We start from the raw sequence: 26,801 nt of genomic DNA on the forward strand, positions 1-26,801 counted from the left end.
TCTGTTGCAATTGTATCGCTGATGGAGCGAGTATTTGTTTCAGAGTTGTCAGATCGTCGCCTGTTGGCGAGAGGAAATTTCGCTATGCCGCCCGATGTGAAGGAAAATTTCCAGCCGTTGCGCAAATTGTTGCGGCTGATTCAAGCCGATAGCGGTCAGTCGCTGTCGGAGCTGGCGGAAAAGGCGGGCATGTCGCAGAGCTCGGCTTGGCGGCGGCTGCAGGAACTGGAGACGGACGGGGTCATCCGTAAGCGTGTGGCGCTTCTCGACCCGGCAAAGCTGGATCTGAAACTCTGCATCATCGCTCACGTGACGCTGGAGGATCATCATGACGAGGCGATCGCAGCCTTCTCGGCGTTGGTGCGCGATCGGCCGGAGATCATGGAATGCTACGCTTTATCCGGCACCTTCGATTACATGCTGAAGATCCGGGCCACCGACGTCGAAAGCTACGATGCCTTCATGACGCGTTACCTGATGCGCAATCCGCACGTGCGCACGGTCGTTTCGAGCTTCGTGTTGCGTGAACTCAAGTCGACGACGGAACTACCGATCTGAAGCGGCCGGGAATGGCGACTGCCGGGGCCCTATGAGCGCTCGAACCCGTATTGCCGCTCGATCTTGCCGACGCGCACCTGGTAGTCCTCGTACCAGCGCTCGCGGCCGAGCCGCTGGGCGGTCAGATGCCGGACGTCACTTTTCCACGCCGCGATGCTCTCCTCGTCCGCCCAATAGGAATTGGTGATGCCGAAGCCATCAGCACCGCGCACGCTTTCGAGCCCGAGAAAACCTGGCTGTTCGCGCGCCAGCCTCTCCATCTCCGTGCCCATATTGTCGTAGCCGTGATCGCCGGCCGTCCGTCGCGAGGAGAATGTCACGATGTAGTAGGGCGGCTCTGGGGTCTTGGCGGCGGGGGAACTTGCCATGCTGTGCCTCGGAGGATCGATGCTGCGGGATATGGTGGGGGCGATGATAACAAAAAAAGGCGGAGCAAAGCCCCGCCTTTCCAAGTGTCGCAGTTTGGAAGCGATTAACGCTTCGAGAACTGGAACGAACGACGTGCCTTCGCACGGCCGTACTTCTTACGCTCGACCACGCGGCTGTCGCGGGTGAGGAAGCCACCGCGCTTCAGAACGGAGCGCAGGCCCGGTTCGAAGTAGGTGAGGGCCTTGGAGATGCCGTGACGAACGGCACCGGCCTGGCCGGAGAGACCGCCACCGGCGACCGTCGCGTCGATGTCGAACTGGCCGTCACGGGCAGCTGCGACGATCGGCTGCTGCAGGATCATCTGCAGAACCGGACGAGCGAAGTAGTCGAGGTACGGCTTGCCGTTGATGGTGATCTTGCCCGAGCCGGGCTTGACCCATACGCGGGCAACAGCGTTCTTACGCTTGCCGGTCGCGTAGGAGCGACCCTGGGCGTCGACCTTCTTGACGTGAACCGGAGCAGCCGGTTCCGCGGTCGTGGCGATGTCCTTGAGAGCGGAAAGGTCGGCCATTATTAGGCGCTCCTTGTGTTCTTGCTGTTCAGCTTGGCGACGTCGAGGACGGCCGGCTGCTGTGCTTCATGCGGGTGGTTGGCGCCTGCGTAAACGCGCAGGTTCTTCATCTGGCGACGGCCGAGCGGACCACGCGGAACCATGCGCTCGACGGCCTTCTCGATGACGCGCTCCGGGAAGCGGCCCTCGATGATCTGGCGCGCGGTGCGCTCCTTGATGCCGCCGGGGTAACCGGTGTGCCAGTAGTACTTCTTGTCGGTGTACTTCTTGCCCGTCAGAACTGCCTTCTCGGCGTTGATGACGATGACGTTGTCGCCGTCGTCAACATGCGGGGTGAAGGTAGCTTTGTGCTTGCCGCGCAGGCGGTTTGCGATGAGGGAAGCGAGGCGACCAACAACGAGGCCTTCGGCGTCGATGATGATCCACTTCTTCTCCACCTCTGCAGGCTTCTGAACGAAGGTTGCCATATCTAAACTCTTTCTTTGGACCCGGGCGGCGAACCGCCGGGCGTTTCTTGTTGCTTGGTTTTGCCCGGTTTCCCGGACAAAAGAAGAAAGCGGCCCTTGAGGACCGCGATCTGCGGCAGCTTATACGCAAGTGCGAAACAAGCGTCAAGAACGTGAAATCTGCGCGATGGAAATAAATATAAGTAAAAACAATAAGTTACATGTATGGTATTTCGTTACCACATTTTAACGCGGCGGAATCGAATAGGTCGCCGTTGCATGGGCCACGAGATCGTCGTCACCGACCTTGACGATCGATGCGTCGAGAACGGCGAGCCGCTTGCCGAGTTTGAGGATCCGGCAGGTGCATTCGAGCGGTTCCGGTTCCGGCTTGCGCAGGAAGTTGATGTTGAGATTGGTGGTAACCGCAAGCGCGACCGGACCGATATGGGCGATCAGCGCGACATAGGCGGAAACGTCCGCAAGCGCGAAGAGGGTGGGGCCTGAGACGGTGCCGCCCGGACGGATGTGCCTTTCGTTCGGATCGAGCCGCATGGTGGCAAAGCCTGGCCCCACCGCCGTGACGTGAAAGACCTTGCCATCGGTGTGGACCTGCGGAAAATCCGTGTCGAGAAACCGGTTGAGTTCGTCGACGGTCATGTTCGGCTCGATGGTCATTCATAGCATCCTTCAACATATTCGCCTGCCACCTGAAACCGGCCGACGGCCGGACGCAAGGCGGAAAAAGGTCTTAGACGGAACGCGTCGCCTGGTTCTCCGGTCAGCTTGCACCGCGCGCGCGTCCGGCGTACCACCAAGCCCGAGTAGAAGTTTCAGGAGAAAGAGATGGCCGAAGTGGTATCGTTCAAGAAGGAAGAGCCGAACGGCCTGCTGCTGCGCGAACGCTCCGGGCCGGTGCTGCGCCTGACGCTCAACAACCCGCCGGCCAATGTACTGTCTATCGCCATGATGGAGGCGCTGCACGCCGAGTTCGATGCGGTCGCCGCCTCCAAGGAAATCAGGGTTGTCGTGCTTGCCGCGTCGGGCAAGCTGTTTTCGGCGGGGCACGACCTCAAGGAAATGACCGCGCATCGCGAAGACGACGACCGGGGCCGGGCCTTCTTTGAACAAACGATCCGCCTCTGTGCCGATTTGATGCTGAAGATCACCCGGTTGCCGCAAGCCGTCATCGCTGAGATCGACGGGCTCGCAACCGCTGCCGGCTGCCAGCTTGTCGCAAGCTGCGACCTGGCGATCTGCACCGACAGTTCCACGTTCTGCACGCCGGGCGTCAACATCGGGCTCTTCTGCTCGACGCCGATGGTCGCGCTTACGCGTGCGGCGCACCGCAAGCAGGCAATGGAGATGTTGCTCACCGGTGAGACCATCGACGCCTCGACCGCCAAGGACTTCGGCCTCGTCAATCGCATCGTGCCGCAGCAGTATCTGCGCCAGGTGGTCGACAAATATGCGGCCGTGATCGCCTCGAAGTCGCCGCAGGCGCTGAAGATCGGCAAGGAAGCCTTTTACCGCCAGGCGGAGATGGACCTGCCGCAGGCCTATGACTACGCCGTCGGCGTGATGGTCGAGAATATGCTGGCTCGCGATGCCGAGGATGGCATCGGCGCGTTCCTCGGCAAGCGCATGCCGGAGTGGAAGGAAGACTGATCTGCGGCGTCGTCAGGCCAGCTTCAGCAGCAGCGCGCCGAGCGCGATGACGCAGGCAGCGGCAATGCGCCAGACGCTGACCGGTTCCTTGAGGAACACGACGGAGATCACCACCGCAAACAGGATCGACGTCTCGCGAAGGGCGGCGACGGTGGCGACCGGTGCCTTGGTCATCGCCCAGAGCGCCAGGCCATAGGCGCCAATCGATCCGGCGCCGCCGATCAGACCCCGCCACCAGTTCTTATAGACGTGGCGGGCGACCGGCTTGATGCCGCGGCGGGCAAAGGCCCAGGCGAAGAGCAGCACCGGCGGCAAGAGCGCCATCCACAGCGTGTAGGAAATCGCATTGCCCGATACGCGCGCGCCGATGCCGTCGACAAAGGTGTAGCTGGCGATGACGCAGGCGTTGAGGAGGGCGAGCACGATCGCGTGTTTTCCGCCCTTTCTGGACTCGAAGGCGAGCGTCAGCACGCCGACAGAGATTGTCAGAATGCCGAGCATCGTACCGAAGGTAAGCTGTTCGCCGATCAGCGCGCCGCTGGTGGCCGCGACGATCAAGGGCGCAGTACCGCGCATCAGCGGATAGACAAGACCGATATCGCCAGCGCGATAGGAGGCGGCGACGAGCTGGAAATAGGCGAACTGGAACAGGGCCGAAACCAGGATGTAGGGCCAGGCTTCCGGCTTCGGCAGGGGCAGGAATGGCAGGAAGGGGATGGCCACGGCGGCGGCCCCGAGCGCGATCATTGCTGCGTCGAGCGATTTTTCCGAGCCTGCCTTGACCAGGGCATTCCAGGTCGCGTGCAACAACGCCCCGAACAGGACGAGCGCAATGACTTCAAGCGGCAAGATGGAACCTCGGAAACGATGTGGCGGGCCTGGTGAAGCTTGTGGCGCCGCTCGCACGCAAATGCAACCGTAAAGTCTTGTATTGCGTCAGGGTCTGAGGCGCATTGCTGCACGAAGTTGACTTGGAAGGGAGCGGCCCCATTATACGGCCGTTTAATTAGATGGATCAAAAGCCCCACATGAATCACGACCCCTATCCGGACTACTATCTCGCCGACATCCTGCGCGAGACCAAGACGATCGCTCTCGTCGGTGCCTCGCCGAATGCCGAGCGGCCGAGCCATCGGGTCATGGCGTTCCTGTTGCGCAAGGGCTATCGGGTGATTCCGATCAACCCCGGCCATGTCGGCAAGGCCATTCAGGGCCAGACCGTCGTCGGCCGGCTCGCCGACGTGAAGGAACCGGTCGACATGGTCGATGTCTTCCGCGCCGCCCATGCCTTGCCGGCGCTCGTTGACGAGATCCTGGCGCTGGACACGCTGCCGAAGGTGATCTGGGGACAGCTTTCGGTGCGCCACGACGGCGCAGCGGCGAAGGCGGAAGCGGCCGGGATCAAGGTGGTCATGGATCGCTGTCCGGCAATCGAATATCCGCGCCTGATCGGCTGATCTCGGCCCGCAGAACGGCTGCGGCTTGCGCAACCGTCAGTTTCGTAAAAATCCTCTTTGACCGCACACGTAGGCTCTGGAATAGTGCCGCCACCTCCGCGCTGGGCCACGGAGGTTCGATAGCGGATCACACGCAGATTCAAGGTGATAGAGCGTCCTCGGCGCGCCGGCTGGCGGCCGCGCTCTGGTCATGGGAGGGACGAAATGACGAAAGACAACCCTGGTTTCAACACGCTCGCAATCCATGCAGGGGCACAGCCCGATCCGACCACGGGCGCGCGGGCGACGCCGATCTACCAGACGACGAGCTTCGTCTTCAACGACACCGACCATGCCGCGGCACTCTTCGGCCTCCAGCAGTTCGGCAACATTTACACCCGCATCATGAACCCGACCCAGGCGGTGCTGGAGGAGCGCATCGCGGCGCTCGAAGGCGGCACGGCTGCGCTGGCCGTTGCCTCCGGCCATGCGGCTCAGCTGCTCGTCTTCCACACGATCATGAACCCGGGCGACAATTTCGTCGCAGCCAACCGGCTCTATGGCGGCTCGGTCAACCAGTTCGGCCACGCCTTCAAGTCCTTCGACTGGCAGGTGCGCTGGGCCGATCCTGCTGACCCCGCCTCGTTCGAGGCGAAGATCGACCGGCGCACCAAGGCGATCTTCATCGAGAGCCTCGCCAATCCCGGCGGCACCTTCGTGGATATCGCCGCCATCGCCGAGGTCGCCCGCAAGCACGACCTGCCGCTGATCGTCGACAACACCATGGCGACACCCTATTTGCTGCGGCCGCTGGAGCACGGCGCCGATATCGTCGTGCATTCGCTGACGAAGTTCATCGGCGGCCATGGCAATTCGATGGGCGGTGTCATCGTCGACGGCGGTACCTTCGACTGGTCGAAGTCGGGCAAGTATCCGATGCTTTCGGAGCCGCGTCCGGAATATGCCGGTGTCGTGTTGCACCAAACCTTCGGCAACATCGCTTTCGCCATTGCCGCGCGTGTCCTGGGACTGCGCGATTTCGGTCCGGCAATCTCTCCGTTCAATGCCTTCATGCTCGTGACCGGCGCCGAGACCCTGCCGCTGCGCATGCAGCGCCATTGCGACAACGCGCTTGCGGTCGCCAAGTGGCTGAAGACGCACGACAAGATTTCGTGGGTCAACTATGCCGGGCTTGAGGACGATCCCAACCACGCGCTGCAGCAGCGTTATTCGCCGAAGGGTGCCGGTGCCGTCTTCACCTTCGGCCTCAAGGGCGGCTACGAGGCGGGCAAGCGCTTCGTCGAGGGGCTGGAAATGTTCTCGCATCTGGCGAACATTGGCGACACACGCTCGCTCGTCATCCACCCGGCCTCGACCACCCATCGGCAATTGACGCCCGGGCAGCAGGTAGCGGCCGGCGCCGGCCCCGATGTCGTGCGTCTGTCGGTCGGCATCGAAGACGTTTCCGACATCATCGCCGATCTTGAGCAGGCGCTGGCAAAGCTCTGATGCGTCGGCCGGTCGCAACTTTCCGTGACCGGCTTCCAATGAACGTCGCGCTATGCAAGCATAGCTGCATGTTCGCTGTCGTCGCGCTCCGGCGCTTTCTCTGTGTGTTGGCGTTGCTCGGGATCGTAATCGGTCCCGTGAGCGTCAGCACGGCTGCGAGCGCCATGGCCCTTTCATCCGACATGCAGATGGATGCCATGACAGGCCTGGACGACATGTCCTGCTGCCCGGAGCAGCAACCCGTTCAGAAGAACGATTGCGGCAATACGTGCCCTCTCGCACTCGTCTGCTCTTCCATCATCCTTGCGCACGGCAGCAAGGCCAATAGCTGGCGCGTCGATCTGTCGGCACGCGAACTGTCGCATCCGATGCTGCAGGAAAACCGTCTGCCGTCTGTTCTCGTCGAACCGCCGGCACGGCCTCCCAAAGCCTGATCTCACCCTTTGATCCGCTGGATTTGCTCTGCCCGAGATGGCGGAAGCATCCGACTATGATGATTTTTCAGGGATGCGGCCGATGTGCCCGTCCTGGGTGAGATTCTTATGACTGCAATCAAATCTTCTGCGAGAACACTGCTCGCATCGCTCTCCATTGCGCTGGTCGCAACTACCCAATCCCACGCCGCTGCGACGGACTACGAGTTCCAGCTCGTTCAGTCGGAGGTCGCGCAAGGCCCCGAGGCGACCGTCGCAGTCCGTCTCGTCGACAAGAGGACCGAAAAACCCGTCTGCGACGCCATAATCTTCACCACCCGAATGGACATGGCTCCGGAAGGCATGGAAGCGATGACCACCCCGGTCGAGGCCCTGCCGCCGACGGAGCCCGGTGTCTACCGCTTCAAGACGAACCTCAGCATGGAGGGCGGCTGGCGCTTCAAGCTGGCGGCAAAGGTCCAGGGTGAGGCCGAAACCGTCCAGGGCGAATTCGATCTGCAGGCGACGCCGTGAAGACCTTCAAATTCCTGCTCCTCGTTAGCTCCCTCGCCGTTGCCGGCGGGGGAGGCTACGTGGCGGGCACGCAAAGCCTTGCCACCCACATCAACAGGATCTTCTCCGAGCAAGCGCTCGGGGAAACCATGCCCTCTGCAGTCATGCCGACCGGCAAGGTCATCTACTATCGTAGTTCAGACGGTTCGCCGGAATACTCGGCCACACCGAGAGAGACCGCAGACGGTCGTGCTTTCGTTGCCGTGCGCGAGAGCGAGGACATCTCATTCGACACGGTGAAGAAAGCTGCTCCCCAAAAGGCTGAAGCCACGCCGACGGCGGGCGAGCGAAAAGTACTCTATTACCGCAACCCCATGGGCCTTCCAGACACCTCCAAGGTGCCGAAAAAGGACTCCATGGGCATGGACTATCTTCCCGTATACGAGGGAGAGGAGGCGGACAGCTCCGTCGTGAAGGTCTCGCTCGGCAAGTTACAGCGGACCGGGGTGAAGACGGCGACGGCAGAGAACGCCGTCGTCAGCCGCCAGGTGCGGGTGCCTGGAACGGTCACGTTCGACGAGCGCCTGGTGCGGATCGTCTCGATGCGCGCGAACGCATTCATCGAGGGCGTCGCCGATGTGACGACTGGCGACCGGGTGCGGAAGGGCGACGAGCTCTTCCACTTCTTCTCGAAGGACATCGCCAAGGCCGGGGCCGAATACGCCACGGAACTGCGCGGTGGTGGCGAGCCAGACCTCGACGTCGGCGGCGCGCTGCAACTGCGCAATCTCGGCGTGCCGGAAGAGACGGTCAAAGCGATCGCCCGGAGCCGGACGGTGCCCAGAAGCATCGCCTATCTCTCCCCGAGCGATGGCGTCGTCCTCGAACGCAGCGCGACGACCGGCATGATGGCCGAGGCTGGCGATGTCCTCTTCCGGATTGCCGACATGTCGAAGGTGTGGGTGATCGCGGACGTACCCGAATTCGATGCCGCGACCATCCGGCAAGGCGCGCATGCGACGGTCCGGGTGCGGAACCTGCCTGGCAAGACCTTCGAGGGCGCAGTCGATCTGATTTATCCCGAGCTTCAGACGCAGACGCGCACCGCCAAGGTGAGGATCGAGCTTTCCAACGCCGAGGGCCTGCTGATCGCGAACATGTACGCCGAAGTCGAGATCGCCTCCGGTGCCACCGCCCCGGTCGTCGCGGTGCCCAACAGCGCCGTTATCGACACGGGCGACCGACAGGTGGTGTTCGTCGACAAGGGCGAAGGCCGCTTCGAACCGCGTGACGTCGAGCTCGGAGCGCGCGGCGATGACCGAACGGAAATCAGGAAAGGCATTGAAGCCGGAGAGAAGATCGTCGTCTCCGCCAACTTCCTGCTCGACGCCGAGAGCAATCTCAATGCGGCTCTAAGCGCCCTCACTGCGGACGAGGTGAAACCATGATCTCGAACGTCATCGCCTGGTCCGCTCGCAATCTGGTGCTGATCATCGTTGGGGCCGCCCTCTCAATCGCCGCGGGTGTCTACTCGTTGCGTTCGCTTCCGCTCGACGCCATTCCCGATCTCTCGGATGTGCAGGTCATCGTCTTCACTGACTATCCCGGTCAGGCGCCGCAGGTGGTCGAGGATCAGGTCACCTATCCGCTGACGACGTCGATGCTGACGGTACCGCGGTCGAAGGTCGTGCGCGGCTTCTCCTTCTTCGGCATCTCCTTCGTCTACGTCATATTCGAGGACGGGACCGATCCCTATTGGGCGCGAAGCCGCGTGCTCGAATACCTCAACGCCGCCGCAAGCCGGCTTCCCGAAGGCGTCTCGCCGAGCCTCGGCCCGGACGCGACGGGTGTTGGCTGGGTCTACCAGTACGCCCTTGTCGCCAAGGAGCTGTCTCTGGCCGAACTGCGCTCGTTGCAGGACTGGGTCGTGCGCTTCGCCGCCTCGAAGTCCGACGGCGTGGCGGAAGTCGGGAGTGTCGGCGGCTTCGTCAAGCAGTACTCCATCGTCGTCGATCCGGCGCGTCTGCGCGCCCAGAACGTGACGCTGAAACAGATCGCCGACGCAGTGCGCGCCAGCAACCGCGACGTCGGCGGGCGGACGGTCGAGATTTCCGAGTTCGAGTTCATGGTCCGTGGCCGCGGCTACCTGCAGGGTATCAAGGATATCGAGAACATCGTGCTGATGACCGAAGGCGGCGCGCCGTTACGCCTCGGCGACGTGGCGCGGGTGGAGACGGTTCCCGATGAGCGGCGCGGCATCACCGAACTCAACGGCGAAGGCGAGGTCGCAAGTGGCATCGTGCTGCAGCGGGTCGGCGAGAACGCCCTCAACGTCATCGACAGCGCCAAGAAGAGCCTGGCGGCGATCAAGGATAGCCTGCCGGCTGGCACCGAGATCGTGCCCGTCTATGACCGTTCGGAGCTGATCAAGGCGGCGATCGAGACGCTCAAGGGCACGCTGGTCGAGGAGTCGATCATCGTCGCACTGGTGACGATCGCCTTTCTCCTGCATGTGAGGAGCGCGCTCGTCGCCATCATCATGCTGCCGATCGGTATCCTGATTTCCTTCATCGCGATGCGGGCGCTTGGCATCGGGGCCAACATCATGAGCCTCGGCGGCATAGCGATTGCCATCGGCGCGATGATCGATGCGGCGATCGTTATGATCGAGAACGCCCACAAACACCTGGAACGCGCGCCGCCCGACAAACCCAGAGCCGAAGTCCTGATCGAAGCGGCAAGCGAGGTCGGCCCGGCACTGTTCTTCAGCTTGCTGATCATCACCGTGTCCTTCCTGCCGATCTTCACACTGGAATCGCAAGAGGGGCGACTGTTCGGACCGCTTGCCTTCACCAAGACCTTCGCGATGGCGGCGGCGGCGTTGCTGTCGGTGACACTCGTTCCGGCGCTGATGGTCCTGTTCGTGCGCGGCCGGATCGTGCCGGAGCACAAGAACCCGCTCAACCGCTTTCTGATCTGGACCTACCGTCCGATCATTGCCGGCGTGCTGCGGGCGAAGACGATCACGATCCTGCTCGCGGTCGCGGCGCTCGCCGCAACGGTGTGGCCGGCGCGTCAGATCGGCAGCGAGTTCATGCCGACCCTCAACGAAGGCACGCTCATGTACATGCCGACGACCTTGCCCGGCCTGTCGGTGACCAAGGCGGCTGAGCTGATGCAGACGCAGGATCGGATCATCAAGTCCTTCCCCGAGGTCGAGACGGTCTTCGGCAAAGCGGGCAGGGCGCTGACTGCCACAGATCCGGCCCCGACGGAGATGTTCGAGACAATCATCACCCTGAAGCCGAAGTCGCAATGGCGGCCAGGCGTGACCATCGACAGCCTCAAGCGGGAGATGGATGCAGCTCTTCAGTTCCCCGGAGTCTCCAACGCCTGGACCATGCCGATCCGCGCCCGCATCGACATGTTGTCGACCGGCATCCGTACGCCCGTCGGCGTCAAGGTCTACGGAACTGACCTCAAGGAGATGGAGCGGGTGGCGCGCGACATCGAGACGGTACTGAAGGCCATCCCCGGCACGTCCAGCGCCTACGCCGAGCGTGTCATAGGCGGATACTTCCTCGACATCGTGCCGGACCGCACCGCGCTCGGGCGCTACGGCCTCAGCATCGGTGACGTGCAGGATGTCATCGCCACGGCGCTTGGGTCCGAGGTGGTCACCTTGACCGTCGAGGGAAGGGAGCGCTACGGCGTCGCCGTCCGTTATCCGCGGGCCTTCAGAAGCGATCCACAGTCGATCGCGCGCGACATCGAGGTCGCGCTTCCCGGCGGCGGAACGGTGCCCCTCGGTGCTGTCGCCGACGTCAAGCTCGAACGCGGTGCGACAACGATCCGGACCGAAAACGGCCAGCTCGCGGTCTACATCTTCGTCGACATCGCCGACCGCGATCTTGGCAGCTATGTCTCCGAAGCTCAGGAAGCCGTCGCGAAGAGCGTGTCGCTTCCATCAGGCTATTCGGTCGCCTGGAGCGGGCAGTACGAGTATCTGGAACGGGCAAAAGCGCGCCTCGCGATCGTCGTGCCACTGACCCTCGCGCTGATTTTCCTGCTGCTCTACCTGAACTTCAAAGCGCTGACCGAGACCCTCATCGTCATGCTGTCGCTGCCCTTCGCGCTCGTTGGCGGCATCTGGCTGATGTGGTGGCTGGGCTTCAACGCCTCGGTGGCGGTGGTCGTCGGCTTCATCGCGCTTGCTGGCGTGGCGGCAGAGACGGGTGTGATCATGCTGATCTATCTCGACCAGGCGCTTCGCGAACGCCGTGAGGAATGCGACCGCGAAAAGCGCCCCTTCACGCGGGACGACCTGCATCACGCGATCATGGTCGGAGCGGTGGAACGGGTGCGACCGAAGATGATGACGGTCGTGGCGATCATCGCAGGGCTGGTGCCGATCCTCTGGAGTACCGGGGCCGGATCGGAGATCATGCAGCGCATCGCCGTGCCGATGATCGGCGGCATGATCTCGTCGACGGTGCTGACGCTGGCGGTCATCCCGGCAATCTACGGCCTGGTGAAGGGCTGGCGGCTGCCAGCCCTAGCCGACACCCGGTCGCCGACGAGAGCGGCCAGCGCCGGGCTTCTGACGCCGATAGACGGCAGGATCCAGCGGTAGACGAGTGAAGGTTCAAGGTCGGATGGGGCAGGAGCCGAGTTGCTTCGAAATGCCGGTCCACGTCCGCCTCGATCGAGGAATGGCGGCACCAGCAGAACGGAGGCGGGAATATCCTCGAAAAAACAATGGACGTTGCCCCGGAGGTGTGTGACGAAACCAAATCTGAAACCCATGACGGGGGAGGTTGCAGTGCCTCCAGCAAAGGTGCCCAATGGCGAATATGCAGAAGTTCGATCTGTCTTCCGTCGAGCCGGAAACCGGCACGCCAGCTGCCGACCGGCTGATCTCCGGGGCGCCGCAATTCAGTACCTGGAACCTGGAGGAGGCCGATGGCGGCCTCTATGCCGGGGTCTGGGAATCGACGCCCGGCAAGTGGCGGATCGTCTATGAGGAGTGGGAATATTTCCACATCATCTCCGGCTATTCGATCGTCACGCAGGATGGTGGCGAGGCGGCGCATTTGCGCGCCGGCGACAGCATGATCCTGCGTCCGGGCTTCGAAGGGACCTGGGAGGTCGTGGAGACAACCCGCAAGGACTACGTCATCCGCTTGTGAGTGCCGAAGCGCCGGAGATTGGGCGGTCTTCGATGCAGCTACCAGACGAGGTCGAGACGCTCCAGGCCGTGGAAATGAAACGCGTCCTTCACCTCGGGCTCGTTCTTCAGCCGCATGTCCGGCAGCCGCCGAAACAGGATCGGCAGCGATAGATTGAGTTCAAGCCGGGCCAGCGGCGCCCCGATGCAGAAATGCAGGCCGGCCCCGAAGGAGACATTGGCGCCTTCATCGCGCGTCGGCCGGAACGCATTCGGGTCCGTGAACTTCTTCGGGTCGACATTTGCCGCCCCGAGCAAAAGGCCGATCTTGTCGCCCTTGCGAAGGGTGATGCCGTCTTCCAGCTCGACATCCGAGAGAGCGTAACGCTGGAAAATATGCAGCGGTGCCGCAAAACGCAGGCACTCCTCGATCGCCAGCCCCGTTGATGCCTCCGTGGCAAACAGATCCTCGGCGGAAGGTCCGGATTGCAGGATGGTTCTCACGGCATTGCCGATCTGATGCACAGTCGCTTCGTGACCGGCATTGAGGAGCAGGGCGGTGGTCGAGACCAACTCTGCCTCGGAAAGTCGTTCGCCATCCTTTTCCGAGGTGATCATGTGCGTCAGCAGGTCATCGGCGGGATTGCGGTGTTTCTCGGCGATGATCTCTCGCAGATAGGCGGCAAATTCGGCGGAAGCCTGGTTGGCGTCGAGTTCGGTCTCGTGGCTCGGGTTGAAGACATACATCCGGACCATGCGGTGCGACCAGTCGAGAAGATCGGGCGCCGCCTCGACCGGTATGCCGAGCATGCGGGCGATGATCGTCACGGGGATCGTTTCGGCGTACGTCTTGAGCAACTCGACCTCGCCGTCGCCTTCGAAACCATCGATAAGGGCGTGCGACAGCTGCTCGATATCCGGTCTCAGCTGTTCGATCTGCCTTGAGACGAACGCCCGGTTGACCAGGGTGCGCAGCCGCGTGTGTGCCGGCGGCTCGAGCTCCAGCAGCGAATGTTCCTCCAGCGCGTCGAAGTCCCTCAGATGTGGCTTCGGCGCCGACAGGCCGACCTCTTCGCGCGTCGCCACATGCAGGATCTGCCGACCGAAACGGCGGTCGCGGAGCAGCACGTTTACCTGGTCATAGCCTGCGAAATACCATTGTTGCCGCTCCTCCCAGAAGAAGGCCGGACATTGCGCGTGGATTTCGGCATAGGCGGCGAGCGGCTCACGGTAGAAAGCGGGATTGCGCGCATCGATAGAAACGCGCCTTTGGGCGCCGTCAATGGTTATGGCAGGCATGCAACGGGCTCTTTACAGAATTTGACCGACGTCTATTTCTACGGGAACCGGCGTTCAGCCGGCAAGTGCAGATATCCCTCCGGCCATCGGCATGGCGTTGACAGTGTCGGTAATGGTCGTCAATCTCCTGGCGCTGCGTAGGGCGCATCGGCAAGAGGCTGAAAGGGCACGCCCGCCTACGGGAGACACACCGTAGTTGCGCCCATGCCAAACCTTGAAAACCTGAAGAAGCAGGCGAAGCAGTACCTCAAATGGCATCGCGAACGGTACCATCCGGTCGCAGCGGAGATCAGGGCGGCCTTGCCCCGTTACCGTGACCTTGATGACGACGCCATTCTCAAGGCGGAGTTCAAGCTCGCCGACGCGCAGGAGCTGATCGCGCGCCAATCGGGATTCGATAGTTGGCAGGCGCTCAAATCAGGAGCCCTGACAATGACCCCGCACTCAAAACCCACCACATCGCAGCCGGTGCTGCAGTCGACCGCCGCTCAGCTGTTCGTTGCCGATATCAAGGCTTCGTGCGACTTCTACGCGGAGAAGCTCGGCTTTGCCGTCGATTTCGTCTACGGCGACCCGCCCTTCTATGGGCAGGTGATCCGCGACAGTGCCAGGCTTGCTCTGCGCCTTGTCTGCGAGCCGGTCTTCGTCGGCGACATCCGCCAACGCGAAGACTTGCTTTCGGCTGCCATCACGCTCGAAACCGTCAATGACATCAAGCAATTGTTCCTGACCTATCAGGCTGCTGGCGTACACTTTCACCAGCCGCTGCGGACAGAACCCTGGGGCGCCCGCACCTTCATCGTGCTCGATCCGGACGGAAATCTGATCCTGTTCGCAGGGCCGGCCGACTGATCGAGAGCGGCGAAAATGGACGCCGGCGATGCTCGTGCTGTCCCGGCATCCACCCGTTCGCTCCCGTATTGCAGTTGCGAAACAACTTCTGTTCTCCGCCCTTTTTCAGTGGCGCCCGGTGACCTATTTGCGCAATGATGCGGGCAGCAGGCAGGGAGCGGCATGGCAAAAAACCAGTCCAGTCTATCGGCGGGGATCGTGGCAGCGATCCGCAAGCGGCGTCCCACGGTCGTTCATCGCGAAACTGCGGTGAACCGCGGCGATATCGTCATCGCCTCCTACAACATCCATAAATGTGTCGGTACCGACGGCCGTTTCGATCCCGGGCGGACCGCCAATGTGATCGGCGAACTGGGCGCCGATATCGTTGCGCTTCAGGAAGCGGACCAGCGGTTCGGCGAGCGTGCCGGTCTTCTCGATCTCGAACATCTCCGGCGCGAGGCCCATCTCGTTTCGGTGCCGATCTCCGGCTTTTCGGCGAAGGGGCATGGATGGCACGGCAATGTGCTGTTGCTACGCGAGGGCGCCGTTTCCGATGTGAGGCAGCTGAAACTCCCAGGTGTCGAGCCGCGTGGCGCACTCGTCGTCGATCTCGACCTGAAGGTCGGCCCCTTACGCATCATCGCCGCCCATCTCGGTCTTCTCAGGCATTCCCGCGCCCAGCAGGCCGAGGCGATCCTTGAAGCGGCAGCCGGCGCGAACGGGCGGCCGACGCTGCTCATCGGCGATCTCAACGAGTGGCGCATGGGCCGGAGATCGTCACTGTCGTTCCTAAGTCCGGTTTTCGATCCGTCGCACGCCACGGTCGCGAGCTTCCCGTCGCGTTTTCCGCTGCTGCCGCTCGATCGCGTGCTTGGCAATCCGCACCACCTGGTAACGTCGGTCGCCGTGCATGACTCACCGCTTGCGCGGATCGCCTCGGACCATCTGCCGGTGAAAGCCTCCATCGCCTTGAAGGCTGCCCAACAGGATCACCGCGACGGAAATCGGGTTGGGGCCGGCCGTGCGGGGTCGGTCTGACGGCGAGGCGCGCTTTCGATGTTATCCTCCGTTCTGATCATCGTCGCCGCGATCGTCGGTGTGGTCGTGGCGGCCATCCTCTACATCTATGGCCGGTTCGGACGGCGCCCGCACGGGCTGCCGTCAACGGCACTTCCGGTGGCCGAGGCCGGTACGGAACTCGATCGGCTTATCATGCCCCTTCTTGCCGGCCGCCCGAACGCAAATGGCGTGGCGCTCGTGTCGGACAGTATCGAGGCCCTGGTAGTGCGCGCGCATGCGGCGCGGCGCGCCGGGCGCAGCCTCGATCTGCAGTATTATTACTGGAAGGATGATCTGACCGGTCTTCTGCTGGCCCGAGAGATTTTGGCGGCGGCCGACAGAGGCGTATGTGTCCGGTTGCTGCTCGATGACATCAACGCCGGCATTCATGATCGCATGTGCATCGCGCTTGACGCCCACCCCAATATCGAGGTGCGGCTCTTCAATCCCAGCCGGGCGCGGACCGACCGCTTTCGCCGCGGCTTCGAGATGGCGATCCGCGCCTTCAGCGCCACCCGCCGCATGCACAACAAGCTGTGGGTGGCGGATGGCCGGGTCGCAATCGCCGGCGGGCGCAACATCGGCGACGCCTATTTCGACGCCGCCGAGCTTTCCAACTTCCGCGACCTCGACGTCTGGATGGTGGGGCCGGTGCTGGACCAGGCGTCCGCCATGTTCGACCGGTACTGGAACAGCGACTCCGTCCTCCCGATCGCTGCACTGCGCACGCCACGCAAGCAATATTTGCCGGCGCTCCGTGAGGCCGTCGACGGGCTTGCCCGGACACCCGCGGGCCGGTTTTACATCGAGCGCGTCGACAAGGTTGCCCAGGAAACCGGCATCTATCACGGCACGCGGCGGCTTCACTGGAGTTCGCAGATCCGCCTGGCATCCGACCCGCCGGAAAAGGCGCTGATGCAGCGGCGCCAGAACTGGTTGCTGCGCGAACTCTTCCCGTTGATCGAAGCGGCGACGCGGGATTTGAGGATCATCTCTCCCTATTTCATCCCCGGCGTTGCCGGCACGCGAGAGCTTGCGGCCATCGTTTCGCGCGGAGCTCGGGTCGCGGTGCTGACCAACTCTCTCGCAGCGACCGATGTCGCAGCCGTTCACGGCGGTTACATCAAGTACCGCCGGAAGCTCATCCAGGCCGGCATCGCTCTCTTCGAATTGAAGGAGCAGGGCGACGTTGCCGAAGGGCACCGCATGACGTTGTTCGGGCGCCGCAATGCGAGCCTGCACAGCAAGGCTTTCGTGGTCGATGGCTTGAACGGGTTCGTCGGCTCGATGAACTTCGACCCCCGCTCCGCATCGCTCAATACGGAAATGGGTGTCGTCTTTGCCGATGCGGCTCTTGCCGGCGAGCTGGCCAGCATGTTCGAGGAGGAGACCTCGCCGTCGATCAGCTACCGGCTCGGGATGGACGGTTCACGGCTTGTCTGGCGTGATCGCGCCAACGGCTCCGAGCGGCTGTTGCGGCGCGAGCCGGATGCCAGCCTTGCCAGGCGGATGATTGCCAATCTGATCCGTATTCTGCCGATCGAGTCACAGCTCTAGGAAGGCGGCGCCGCCGATACACGATTTGCCGTTCGTTTACCGACGTCATCGAACCCTGTGTGAAATGCTCGGTCGCGGCGGCTTGCGGCGCGCATGTCGGCGAAAAAAGGTTCTATTGACAACCATGTGTGGAGGAGCGCCGAACTTCGCAGCAAAGGGCGCTTCGATTAAGCTTATCGAAGCTTCGCGACTTGAAGTGAAGGGTGTTGACACTCTATGTAGGGACAGAAGGCAAATCCCGTGATTCCCGGCTCGCAAAGGTTTTGCGAGCCCGATTGATGAAGGTTCGATATGAGAAATCCCGTTGATACCGCCCTGGCACTGGTGCCGATGGTTGTTGAACAGACCAACCGCGGTGAACGTTCCTACGATATCTTTTCGCGCCTTCTGAAGGAGCGCATCATCTTCGTCACCGGTCCGGTCGAAGATCAGATGGCGACGCTCGTCTGCGCCCAGCTCCTTTTCCTCGAGGCGGAAAACCCGAAGAAGGAAATTGCGCTCTACATCAATTCCCCGGGTGGCGTCGTCACCTCCGGTATGGCGATCTACGACACGATGCAGTTCATCAAGCCGGCGGTCTCGACGCTTTGCGTCGGCCAGGCGGCCTCGATGGGTTCGCTGCTCCTGGCGGCCGGCCACAAGGACATGCGCTTCGCCACGCCGAATGCGCGCATCATGGTTCATCAGCCCTCCGGCGGTTTCCAGGGCCAGGCTTCCGATATCGAACGCCATGCCCGCGACATCCTCAAGATGAAGCGCCGCCTCAACGAGGTCTATGTCAAGCATTGCGGCCGTACCTACGAGGAAGTCGAGCAGACGCTCGATCGCGACCATTTCATGAGCGCGGACGAAGCTCTGGAGTGGGGTATCGTCGACAAGGTACTGACCTCGCGCGAAGAGATCGAAGGCACCGAGCAGGCCTGATAACGCGCTTTTGTGTCGCGATAGATGTAATTGTGACACAATTGTAATGGCTCAAGGGCTTTATCGTCAGGGTAAAGCCGGTAATATGGACCGTTAATGCTATGTTGGATTCTGAGGGCATAGTGTTCGGATGAGTTGGGAGAGTCGTTGCAGCCGCATCGGGCATGGTCGCCCAGGTGCGGTAAGTACTCCCGGAAGCCCTGCGTGAGGATAGGCTACAGGGCGAATTGAGTGGTCCGCGATACTTCGCTTGAAGTGTCCGGCGTGCTGGAAGGAAGTGGAAATGAGCAAGGTCAGCGGAAGCAACGGCGGTGACTCGAAGAATACGCTTTATTGTTCGTTCTGCGGCAAAAGCCAGCACGAAGTCCGTAAGCTGATTGCCGGACCGACCGTCTTCATCTGCGATGAATGCGTCGAACTGTGCATGGACATCATTCGCGAAGAGAACAAGACCTCGATGGTCAAGTCCCGCGACGGTGTGCCGACCCCTCAGGAAATCATCAAGGTCCTCGACGAATACGTCATCGGCCAGCAGCAGGCGAAGCGCATCCTCTCGGTGGCCGTGCACAACCACTACAAGCGCCTGGCGCATGCCGCCAAGGGCAGCGACGTCGAACTGGCGAAGTCCAACATCATGCTCGTCGGCCCGACCGGCTGCGGCAAAACCTATCTCGCCCAGACGCTCGCCCGCATCATCGACGTGCCGTTTACCATGGCCGACGCCACGACGCTGACCGAAGCCGGTTACGTCGGTGAAGACGTCGAAAACATCATCCTCAAGCTGCTCCAGGCCGCCGACTACAACGTCGAGCGCGCGCAGCGCGGCATCGTCTACATCGACGAAGTCGACAAGATTTCCCGCAAGTCCGACAACCCGTCGATCACCCGCGATGTTTCGGGCGAGGGCGTGCAGCAGGCGCTGCTCAAGATCATGGAAGGCACTGTTGCTTCGGTTCCGCCACAGGGTGGTCGCAAGCATCCGCAGCAGGAATTCCTGCAGGTCGACACCACCAACATCCTGTTCATCTGCGGCGGCGCATTCGCCGGCCTCGACAAGATCATCTCCGCCCGTGGCGAGAAGACCTCGATCGGTTTCGGCGCGACGGTCCGCTCGCCGGAAGATCGCCGCGTCGGCGAGGTTCTGCGCGAACTCGAGCCGGAAGATCTGGTCAAGTTCGGTCTCATTCCGGAATTCATTGGCCGCCTGCCGGTTCTGGCGACGCTCGAAGATCTCGATGAAGATGCGCTGATCCAGATCCTGTCCGAGCCGAAGAACGCTCTGATCAAGCAGTATCAGCGCCTGTTCGAGATGGAAGACGTCGAGTTGACCTTCCACGAGGACGCGCTGCGCGAGATTGCCCGCCGGGCGATCGTGCGCAAGACCGGCGCCCGCGGCCTCCGTTCGATCATGGAGAAGATCCTGCTCGACACGATGTTCGAGCTGCCAACGCTCGAAGGCGTGCGCGAAGTGGTCATCTCCGACGAGGTGGTCAAGGGCGCGGCGCGGCCGCTCTACATCTACTCCGAGCGGTCGGACGAAAAGACCAACGTTTCGGCCTGATAACGCCGAATTATCGTTTGAGAAGCCCGCCTTGTGCGGGCTTTTTCATGTTCGCGCACTTAGCTGTTGAGACAAAGGCGCCCGAGCGCAGATTTCACAATTCGATTGTTGCTAAAGTGTCTCAAACAACGCAATGATGTCACGATTCAATGAAGGACCTTTATCGTTGCGCGTCCTTGAGCCTCGTTCTCCGTCGCAAGGCCCGCAACAGAAATGATGCGTAGTCAGAAGGACCCGGCCACGGTTGGTGGGTGTCGCGTCCAGCCTTGAAATGGACGCGGTGGCACTCCACTTTGATGTGGAAAATATGACAACCGGGAGTGCCTGCGGGGCTCCCGGGAACGGGCCCGAAATCGGGACGGAAAGGAAATGACATGACGAACAAAACGTCACCGGCGACTGAAAGCGCGACCTACCCGGTCCTGCCGCTCCGCGACATCGTAGTCTTCCCGCACATGATCGTGCCGCTCTTCGTCGGCCGCGAAAAGTCGATCCGTGCGCTTGAGGAAGTCATGGGCACCGACAAGCAGATCATGCTTGCCACCCAGATCAACGCCACCGACGACGATCCGGAACCGTCCGCGATCTATGAAGTCGGCACCATCGCCAATGTCCTCCAACTGCTGAAGCTGCCCGACGGCACCGTCAAGGTGCTGGTCGAAGGCCGCGCGCGCGCCAAGATTGACGGCTACACGCCGCGCGACGAATTCTATGAGGCATCAGCGCACACGCTGAGCGAGCCGGAAGAAGATCCGGTCGAAATCGAAGCGCTGAGCCGCTCGGTCGTTTCCGAGTTCGAGAGCTATGTGAAGCTCAACAAGAAGATCTCCCCCGAGGTCGTCGGTGTCGCCAGCCAGATCGAAGACTATTCGAAGCTGGCCGATACGGTCGCCTCGCACCTGTCGATCAAGATCGTCGAGAAGCAGGAAATGCTGGAGACCACCAGCGTGAAGATGCGTCTGGAAAAGGCGCTCGGCTTCATGGAAGGTGAGATTTCCGTCCTGCAGGTCGAAAAGCGCATCCGCTCGCGCGTCAAGCGCCAGATGGAAAAGACCCAGCGCGAGTACTACCTCAACGAACAGATGAAGGCGATCCAGAAGGAACTCGGCGACGGCGAGGATGGCCGTGACGAGATGGCCGAGATCGAGGAGCGCATCGCCAAGACGAAGCTCTCCAAGGAAGCGCGCGAAAAGGCTGACGCTGAACTGAAGAAGCTGCGCCAGATGAGCCCGATGTCCGCGGAAGCGACCGTGGTTCGCAACTATCTGGATTGGCTGCTCGGTCTGCCCTGGGGCAAGAAGTCGAAGATCAAGACCGACCTGAACCATGCCGAAAACGTGCTCAACACGGATCATTTCGGTCTCGATAAGGTCAAGGAACGCATCGTCGAGTATCTCGCCGTGCAGGCGCGTTCGTCGAAGATCAAGGGCCCGATCCTGTGCCTCGTCGGCCCTCCGGGCGTCGGCAAGACCTCGCTCGCCAAGTCGATCGCCAAGGCGACCGGCCGCGAATATGTGCGCATGGCGCTCGGCGGCGTTCGTGACGAAGCCGAGATCCGCGGTCACCGCCGCACTTATATCGGCTCCATGCCGGGCAAGGTGGTGCAGTCGATGAAGAAGGCGAAGCGGTCCAACCCGCTGTTCCTGCTCGACGAAATCGACAAGATGGGCCAGGACTTCCGCGGCGATCCGTCGTCGGCTCTGCTCGAGGTGCTGGATCCGGAACAGAACTCGACCTTCATGGACCACTACCTGGAAGTCGAATACGACCTGTCCAACGTGATGTTCATCACCACGGCCAACACGCTGAACATTCCGGCGCCGTTGATGGACCGTATGGAAGTGATCCGCATCGCCGGCTACACCGAAGAGGAAAAGCTGGAGATCGCCAAGCGGCATCTGCTGCCGAAGGCGATCCGCGACCACGCGCTGCAGCCGAAGGAGTTCTCCGTGACTGACGGAGCCCTGATGGCGGTCATCCAGACCTACACGCGGGAAGCCGGTGTTCGTAACTTCGAGCGCGAATTGATGAAGCTCGCCCGCAAGGCGGTGACCGAGATCATCAAGGGCAAGACGAAGACGGTCGAAGTCACGGCGGACAACATCAACGACTACCTTGGTGTTCCGCGCTTCCGTCACGGCGAAGCCGAACGCGACGATCAGATCGGCGTGGTCACGGGTCTTGCCTGGACCGAGGTCGGCGGCGAACTGCTGACGATCGAAGGCGTCATGATGCCCGGCAAGGGCCGCATGACGGTCACCGGCAACCTGCGTGACGTGATGAAGGAATCGATTTCGGCGGCGGCGTCCTATGTCCGCTCGCGGGCGATCGATTTCGGCATCGAGCCTCCGATGTTCGACAAGAGCGACATCCACGTGCACGTGCCGGAAGGTGCGACGCCGAAGGATGGTCCGTCGGCCGGTGTCGCCATGGCAACCGCGATCGTGTCGATCATGACCGGCATCCCGATCTCCAAGGACGTCGCGATGACCGGCGAGATCACGCTGCGCGGCCGCGTGCTGCCGATCGGCGGTCTCAAGGAGAAGCTGCTGGCAGCGCTCCGGGGAGGCATCAAGAAGGTGCTGATCCCCGAAGAGAACGCGAAGGATCTCGCCGAGATCCCGGATAACGTGAAGAACGCGCTCGAAATCATCCCGGTTTCGCGGATGGGCGAGGTGCTTGTACACGCCCTGGCGCGCATGCCGGAACCGATCGAATGGGACCCGGCAAGGGAGCCGGCAACCGTCGCAGTGGTTGATTCGCAGGACGAAGCAGGCACCTCGATCGCCCACTAAAAAGTGCCGGTGAATGGGCGCAGCGACCTCACGCGGCGCCCATTCTGCAGAAAAATTGGGAAGACCGGCCTCTGGCCGGTCTTTTTTGTTGTAAAAGCGCCCTGCAAGCCTTGCATTCCAAGGGATTAGGCGCAATTGGGAAAGGCAAGACGCGGGCGATGCGCAAGCCGCCGCGGCTTAAAACACAGTCGTTTCGAACCAATCTGAAAGGGGTGGAAACATGAACAAAAATGAGCTCGTGTCTGCCGTTGCTGAGAAGGCCGGACTTTCCAAGACCGACGCATCTTCTGCAGTTGATGCAGTTTTCGAGACCATCCAGGGCGAGCTGAAGAGCGGCGGCGACATTCGCCTGGTCGGCTTCGGCAACTTCTCGGTTTCGCGCCGCGAAGCCTCGAAGGGCCGCAACCCGTCCACGGGTGCGGAAGTTGACATCCCGGCTCGTAATGTGCCGAAGTTCACGGCCGGCAAGGGCCTGAAGGACGCCGTCAACGGCTGATCAGATTTGCTTGGCGGTCGGACACGAGGCCGGCAGTCCAGGTATTCGAGGGTTCGGCGAAAGCCGGACCCTTTCGCATTCCGGGGGGCTGCCCTTGCGGCCTCCTGCCATTTGCTCTACGGCTTGCCCATTCTCAGGGCGGGGTGAAAGTCCCCACCGGCGGTAAGGGCGCTGCAATATCATGCGGTGACCCAAGCCCGCGAGCGCCTTTCTCCTGAAGCGGGGAAGGGGTCAGCAGATCCGGTGCAATTCCGGAGCCGACGGTCATAGTCCGGATGAAAGAGAATGGTCGTCGGCACGAAGAGCAGGGCTGCCCGGCGTCGTGCCGTGCGCTCATGCGTCCTGATTTGTGTTTGTCCATTTCTCAGGATGCGTGACATGAATCAGACTTCCCTCGGTTTGTCCTCCTCGCGCGCCATGGCCGGTGCCGGCTTCATGGTGCTGGCCGGTATTGCCTTCGCCGGGCTCAATGTCGTTACCCAATGGCTGACGATGAAACTCGGCTTTCCCGCTGCCGCCACGGCCTTCTGGCAATATGCCTTCGCCCTTCTCTTTTCTTTGCCGTTCCTGCGGCGCGTCGGACTTTCGGCGATGCGCACCGATTACCCGTGGCGCCACGTCGTGCGCGTGGCCCTCGCGGCCTTCGGCGTCGGGGCCTGGGTCTCCAGCCTTGCGCATGTGCCGATCTGGCAGGCGATTGCCCTGGTGATGACCTCGCCGTTCTTCATCATCCTTGGCGCTCGCCTGTTTCTCGGCGAACGCGTCGGTCCGGCCCGCTGGACCGCGACCGCGGTCGGATTTGCCGGTGCGATGATCATTCTTGAACCCTGGTCGGACAGCTTCACCTGGGCAGCGCTGCTGCCGATCCTCTCCGCCTTGCTCTGGGGCGCCTCGTCGCTCATCACCAAGAGCCTGACGAGCAGCGAGCGTCCCGAAACCATCACCATCTGGCTGCTTGTCCTTTTGACCCCGATCAATGGCGCCATTGCGCTCACGGCCGGTTTCGCGGTGCCGCAGGGCATGGCGCTCGGCCTTCTCGTGCTCGCCGGGGTCATGACAGTGTTCGCGCAATATTTGCTGACGCTCGCCTATACGGTTGCCGACGCCGCCTATGTGCAGCCCTTCGATGATTTGAAGCTGCCGCTCAATGTCTTTGCCGGCTGGCTGGTCTTCGGTTACGCACCGACAGGCTATCTCTGGTTCGGTGCGGTCCTGATCCTTGGCGCGTCACTGTTCATCATGCGCAACGAGAGTCGGCGCGAACGGGAGGCTGTTGCAACCTGAACGGTGTAAAACCCGGCCGGTGTCATTCGGCTGTCATCGCAGTCGCGCAGAACCCCCATGTTTTCAGTATTCTCCATGGGGGATTTCAATGATCATTACTTCGCGCGTGACCGCCTTCGCGGCCGTCCTTCTTGCTTCCGCGGCATTTCCTGCGGCGGCTGAACCTGTATTCAATCGTATTGCGTCCTTTGCCGTTGCCGACAATCTGCCCGATGGTGACGCGCGCAAAGCGCCGACGTCCGCCGAGATCATCACGGCCAGCGAAGACGGCAATACGCTGATCTACTCCGACAGCCCGGGCAAGCGCGTCGGCCTGATCGACATCACCGATGCCAAGGCGCCGAAGGCAGCCGGCACAATCTCTTTCGACGGTGAGCCGACCTCCGTTACTGTTGCCGGCGCCAAGGCGCTCGTTGCGGTCAACACGCGCGAAAGCTTCGTCAAGCCTTCCGGACTTCTGGCAATCGTCGACCTGGCGTCGAAGAAGGTGGATGCGACCTGCGATCTCGGCGGTCAGCCGGATTCGGTGGCCGTCAACAAGGACCGCACGCTTGCGGCCATCGCCATTGAAAACGAGCGCGACGAGGAAGTGAACGACGGCAAGATCCCGCAGATGCCGGCCGGCGATCTGGTGATCCTGTCCTTGAAGGACGGCGTTGCCGATTGCGGCTCGCTGAAGCGCGTGACGCTGACGGGTCTTGCCGAAATCGCTGGCGAAGATCCGGAGCCGGAGTTCGTCTCCTTCAACGGCAAGGACGAGATTGCGCTGACGCTGCAGGAGAACAACCACATCGTCATCATCGACGGCAAGACTGCGACGGTGAAGACGCACTTCTCTGCTGGCACCGTCGACCTCAATGATATCGACATCAAGCGCAACGGCGCCATCGCCTTCAAGGACGAGCAGCCGGGCCGCAAGCGCGAGCCCGATGCCGTGAAGTGGCTCGACGATAACCGCATCGTCGTTGCCAACGAAGGTGACTACGAAGGCGGCTCGCGCGGCTTCACGATCTTCGACACCAGCGGCAAGGTGCTCTACGAATCAGGCGCCAGCTTCGAGCATGCCGTTGCCGCGATCGGCCACTACCCGGAAAAGCGCTCGTCGGCCAAGGGCGTGGAGCCCGAAGGTCTGGAAGCGGCCAAGTTTGGCGACGACAACCTGTTCTTCCTGCTCGCCGAACGGGCTTCCGTCGTCGGCGTCTACAAGGACACGGGTGCGGAGCCCGAACTGCTGCAGCTGCTGCCGTCGGGCATCTCGCCGGAAGGCGCCGTCGCGATCTCGTCGCGCAACCTGCTTGCGACCGCCAATGAAGTCGACCTAGGCGAGGACGGCGGCGCACGTTCGCATGTGATGATCTATGAGCGCGCTGAGGGCGAAGCCGCCTATCCGCAGATCCGGTCCGCCGAGAAAGACGGGCTGCCGATCGGCTTCGGTGCACTCTCCGGTCTTGCTGCCGTCTCGGACAAGCCGGGCTTCCTGCGCGCCGTCAACGACTCGGTCTTGTCGTCGCAGCCGACGATCTTCACCATCGACGCCACCCAGAAGCCGGCGCTGATCACCGAGACGCTCGCCATCACCCGTGACGGCGCACCTGCTCAGAAACTCGACATCGAGGGTATCGCCAATGACGGGGAAGGGGGCTTCTGGCTCGCATCCGAAGGCAATTCCGACAAGCTCTACAGCCACGCGCTCTTCCACGTGAACAAGAAGGGCGAGATCAAGAAGGAAATCGCTTTGCCTGAGGCGCTGCGTGCCGGCGAAACCCGCTTCGGCTTCGAAGGCATCACCGTCGTTGGCGAAGGCGACGACCAGACGCTGTGGATGGCTGTTCAGCGCGAATGGAAGGACGACGAGAAGGGCTTCGTCAAACTCGTCTCCTACAAGCCGAAGAGCGAAGAGTGGGGCGCGGTGCGCTATCCGCTCGAAAAGGCCGGTGGCGGCTGGGTCGGCCTGTCGGAAATCTCCGTTCATGGTGACTACGCCTACATCATCGAGCGCGACAACCTGATCGGCCAGGCAGCCAAGCTCAAGAAGATCTATCGCGTCGCGCTGACGGAACTGAAGCCGGCAGGACTCGGTGGCGAACTGCCCGTCGTCAAGAAGGAAGAGGTTCGTGACCTCATTCCGGACCTGAAGGCGCTCAACGGCTACGTCGTCGACAAGGTCGAGGGCTTCACCGTCGATGCAGCCGGCAATGGCTACGTCGTCACCGACAATGACGGTGTCGACGACTCCTCCGGCGAAACCCTGTTCTTCTCCATTGGCGCCATCAACGCGATGTAAGCGTTAACGCCCGGAGAAAACGGAAGAGGCCGGGACATGATGTCCCGGCCTCTTTCTG

At 62.0% G+C, this 26,801-nt stretch carries 24 protein-coding genes and 1 riboswitch; of the genes, 18 read left to right on the forward strand and 6 right to left on the reverse strand.

Translation table 11 applies throughout. From position 1 onward, the window contains the following. Positions 1-84: 84 nt before the first annotated feature. Positions 85-558, forward strand: coding sequence for an Lrp/AsnC family transcriptional regulator (locus IB265_RS06185; protein ID WP_057252385.1), 474 nt, complete (start codon positions 85-87; stop codon positions 556-558). Positions 559-587: 29 nt separating this feature from the next. Here IB265_RS06185 and IB265_RS06190 read toward each other — a convergent pair whose 3' ends face one another. From IB265_RS06190 to IB265_RS06205, 4 genes are all read right to left on the reverse strand, one after another. Continuing rightward, positions 588-926 carry an antibiotic biosynthesis monooxygenase gene (locus IB265_RS06190; protein ID WP_057252383.1) on the reverse strand — a complete coding sequence of 113 codons (339 nt, stop codon included), beginning with the start codon at positions 924-926 and terminating at the stop codon, positions 588-590. A gap of 104 nt (positions 927-1,030) precedes the next feature. Continuing rightward, positions 1,031-1,498, reverse strand: a complete 468-nt coding sequence (rpsI, locus tag IB265_RS06195; RefSeq protein ID WP_057252381.1) for a 30S ribosomal protein S9 — start codon at positions 1,496-1,498, stop codon at positions 1,031-1,033. Positions 1,499-1,500: 2 nt separating this feature from the next. Further along, positions 1,501-1,965 (reverse strand): 50S ribosomal protein L13, encoded by a 465-nt coding sequence (gene rplM / locus IB265_RS06200; RefSeq protein WP_057252379.1) that lies wholly within the window; start codon positions 1,963-1,965, stop codon positions 1,501-1,503. Between the two features lie 225 nt (positions 1,966-2,190). Beyond that, complete coding sequence (locus IB265_RS06205) at positions 2,191-2,622, reverse strand: PaaI family thioesterase (protein ID WP_057252377.1); 432 nt, start codon at positions 2,620-2,622, stop codon at positions 2,191-2,193. A 168-nt stretch (positions 2,623-2,790) separates the two neighbouring features. Between IB265_RS06205 and IB265_RS06210 the strand changes: the two genes are divergently transcribed. After that, positions 2,791-3,612 (forward strand): enoyl-CoA hydratase, encoded by an 822-nt coding sequence (locus IB265_RS06210; RefSeq protein ID WP_057252375.1) that lies wholly within the window; start codon positions 2,791-2,793, stop codon positions 3,610-3,612. Positions 3,613-3,624: 12 nt separating this feature from the next. Here the strand turns inward: IB265_RS06210 and IB265_RS06215 are convergent, their stop codons facing one another. Further along, entirely contained in the window at positions 3,625-4,461 is an 837-nt protein-coding gene (locus tag IB265_RS06215; protein WP_057252374.1) for a DMT family transporter, read from the reverse strand. 179 nt (positions 4,462-4,640) lie between these two features. On the opposite strand from IB265_RS06215, the gene IB265_RS06220 reads away from it, so the two are divergent. The 7 genes from IB265_RS06220 (at position 4,641) to IB265_RS06250 (ending at position 12,672) form a co-directional block, all read left to right on the forward strand. Further along, complete coding sequence (locus tag IB265_RS06220) at positions 4,641-5,069, forward strand: CoA-binding protein (protein ID WP_057252877.1); 429 nt, start codon at positions 4,641-4,643, stop codon at positions 5,067-5,069. 204 nt (positions 5,070-5,273) lie between these two features. Further along, positions 5,274-6,557: an O-acetylhomoserine aminocarboxypropyltransferase gene (locus tag IB265_RS06225; protein ID WP_057252373.1), complete on the forward strand. Its 1,284-nt coding sequence runs from the start codon at positions 5,274-5,276 to the stop codon at positions 6,555-6,557. Positions 6,558-6,595: 38 nt separating this feature from the next. Beyond that, a complete protein-coding gene (locus tag IB265_RS06230) occupies positions 6,596-6,991 on the forward strand; it encodes a hypothetical protein (protein WP_057252875.1) in 396 nt (131 codons plus the stop codon). A gap of 108 nt (positions 6,992-7,099) precedes the next feature. After that, positions 7,100-7,504, forward strand: coding sequence for a FixH family protein (locus tag IB265_RS06235; protein WP_093232246.1), 405 nt, complete (start codon positions 7,100-7,102; stop codon positions 7,502-7,504). Then, on the forward strand, positions 7,501-8,931 hold the full coding sequence (locus IB265_RS06240; protein WP_057252370.1) for an efflux RND transporter periplasmic adaptor subunit: 1,431 nt from the start codon (positions 7,501-7,503) through the stop codon (positions 8,929-8,931). The genes IB265_RS06235 and IB265_RS06240 overlap by 4 nt, the downstream gene beginning before the upstream one ends. Next, positions 8,928-12,116 (forward strand): efflux RND transporter permease subunit, encoded by a 3,189-nt coding sequence (locus IB265_RS06245; protein ID WP_057252368.1) that lies wholly within the window; start codon positions 8,928-8,930, stop codon positions 12,114-12,116. Before IB265_RS06240 ends, IB265_RS06245 begins: the two co-directional genes overlap by 4 nt. A 211-nt stretch (positions 12,117-12,327) precedes the next feature. Then, a complete protein-coding gene (locus IB265_RS06250; protein ID WP_057252366.1) occupies positions 12,328-12,672 on the forward strand; it encodes a cupin domain-containing protein in 345 nt (114 codons plus the stop codon). Between the two features lie 38 nt (positions 12,673-12,710). Here the strand turns inward: IB265_RS06250 and IB265_RS06255 are convergent, their stop codons facing one another. Continuing rightward, positions 12,711-13,949 (reverse strand): cytochrome P450, encoded by a 1,239-nt coding sequence (locus tag IB265_RS06255; RefSeq protein WP_057252364.1) that lies wholly within the window; start codon positions 13,947-13,949, stop codon positions 12,711-12,713. Positions 13,950-14,153: 204 nt separating this feature from the next. Here IB265_RS06255 and IB265_RS06260 point away from each other — a divergent pair, with 204 nt between their 5' ends. The 9 genes from IB265_RS06260 to IB265_RS06300 all read left to right on the forward strand — a co-directional run bounded on the left by IB265_RS06260 (position 14,154) and on the right by IB265_RS06300 (position 26,743). Continuing rightward, positions 14,154-14,801: a VOC family protein gene (locus IB265_RS06260; protein WP_057252362.1), complete on the forward strand. Its 648-nt coding sequence runs from the start codon at positions 14,154-14,156 to the stop codon at positions 14,799-14,801. 162 nt (positions 14,802-14,963) lie between these two features. Further along, a complete protein-coding gene (locus IB265_RS06265) occupies positions 14,964-15,821 on the forward strand; it encodes an endonuclease/exonuclease/phosphatase family protein (RefSeq protein WP_057252360.1) in 858 nt (285 codons plus the stop codon). Between the two features lie 18 nt (positions 15,822-15,839). Next, complete coding sequence (locus tag IB265_RS06270) at positions 15,840-17,399, forward strand: phospholipase D family protein (protein ID WP_057252358.1); 1,560 nt, start codon at positions 15,840-15,842, stop codon at positions 17,397-17,399. Between the two features lie 291 nt (positions 17,400-17,690). Next, positions 17,691-18,323 carry an ATP-dependent Clp protease proteolytic subunit gene (locus tag IB265_RS06275; protein WP_057252356.1) on the forward strand — a complete coding sequence of 211 codons (633 nt, stop codon included), beginning with the start codon at positions 17,691-17,693 and terminating at the stop codon, positions 18,321-18,323. A 283-nt stretch (positions 18,324-18,606) separates the two neighbouring features. Further along, the gene (clpX, locus tag IB265_RS06280; RefSeq protein ID WP_034803621.1) at positions 18,607-19,884 is read left to right on the forward strand and encodes an ATP-dependent Clp protease ATP-binding subunit ClpX; all 1,278 of its coding nucleotides are present in this window, start codon (positions 18,607-18,609) and stop codon (positions 19,882-19,884) included. A 374-nt stretch (positions 19,885-20,258) separates the two neighbouring features. Further along, complete coding sequence (gene lon, locus IB265_RS06285) at positions 20,259-22,679, forward strand: endopeptidase La (protein WP_057252354.1); 2,421 nt, start codon at positions 20,259-20,261, stop codon at positions 22,677-22,679. A gap of 220 nt (positions 22,680-22,899) precedes the next feature. Continuing rightward, a complete protein-coding gene (gene hupB / locus IB265_RS06290) occupies positions 22,900-23,175 on the forward strand; it encodes a DNA-binding protein HupB (RefSeq protein ID WP_057252351.1) in 276 nt (91 codons plus the stop codon). Between the two features lie 125 nt (positions 23,176-23,300). After that, positions 23,301-23,466, forward strand: a riboswitch (FMN riboswitch). 78 nt (positions 23,467-23,544) lie between these two features. Beyond that, positions 23,545-24,459: a DMT family transporter gene (locus IB265_RS06295; RefSeq protein WP_192494661.1), complete on the forward strand. Its 915-nt coding sequence runs from the start codon at positions 23,545-23,547 to the stop codon at positions 24,457-24,459. An 88-nt stretch (positions 24,460-24,547) separates the two neighbouring features. Then, positions 24,548-26,743: an esterase-like activity of phytase family protein gene (locus IB265_RS06300; protein WP_057252347.1), complete on the forward strand. Its 2,196-nt coding sequence runs from the start codon at positions 24,548-24,550 to the stop codon at positions 26,741-26,743. Positions 26,744-26,801: the final 58 nt, after the last annotated feature.

The sequence above is a fragment of the Ensifer sp. ENS10 genome (genome assembly GCF_014852025.1).
Lineage (GTDB): Bacteria > Pseudomonadota > Alphaproteobacteria > Rhizobiales > Rhizobiaceae > Ensifer.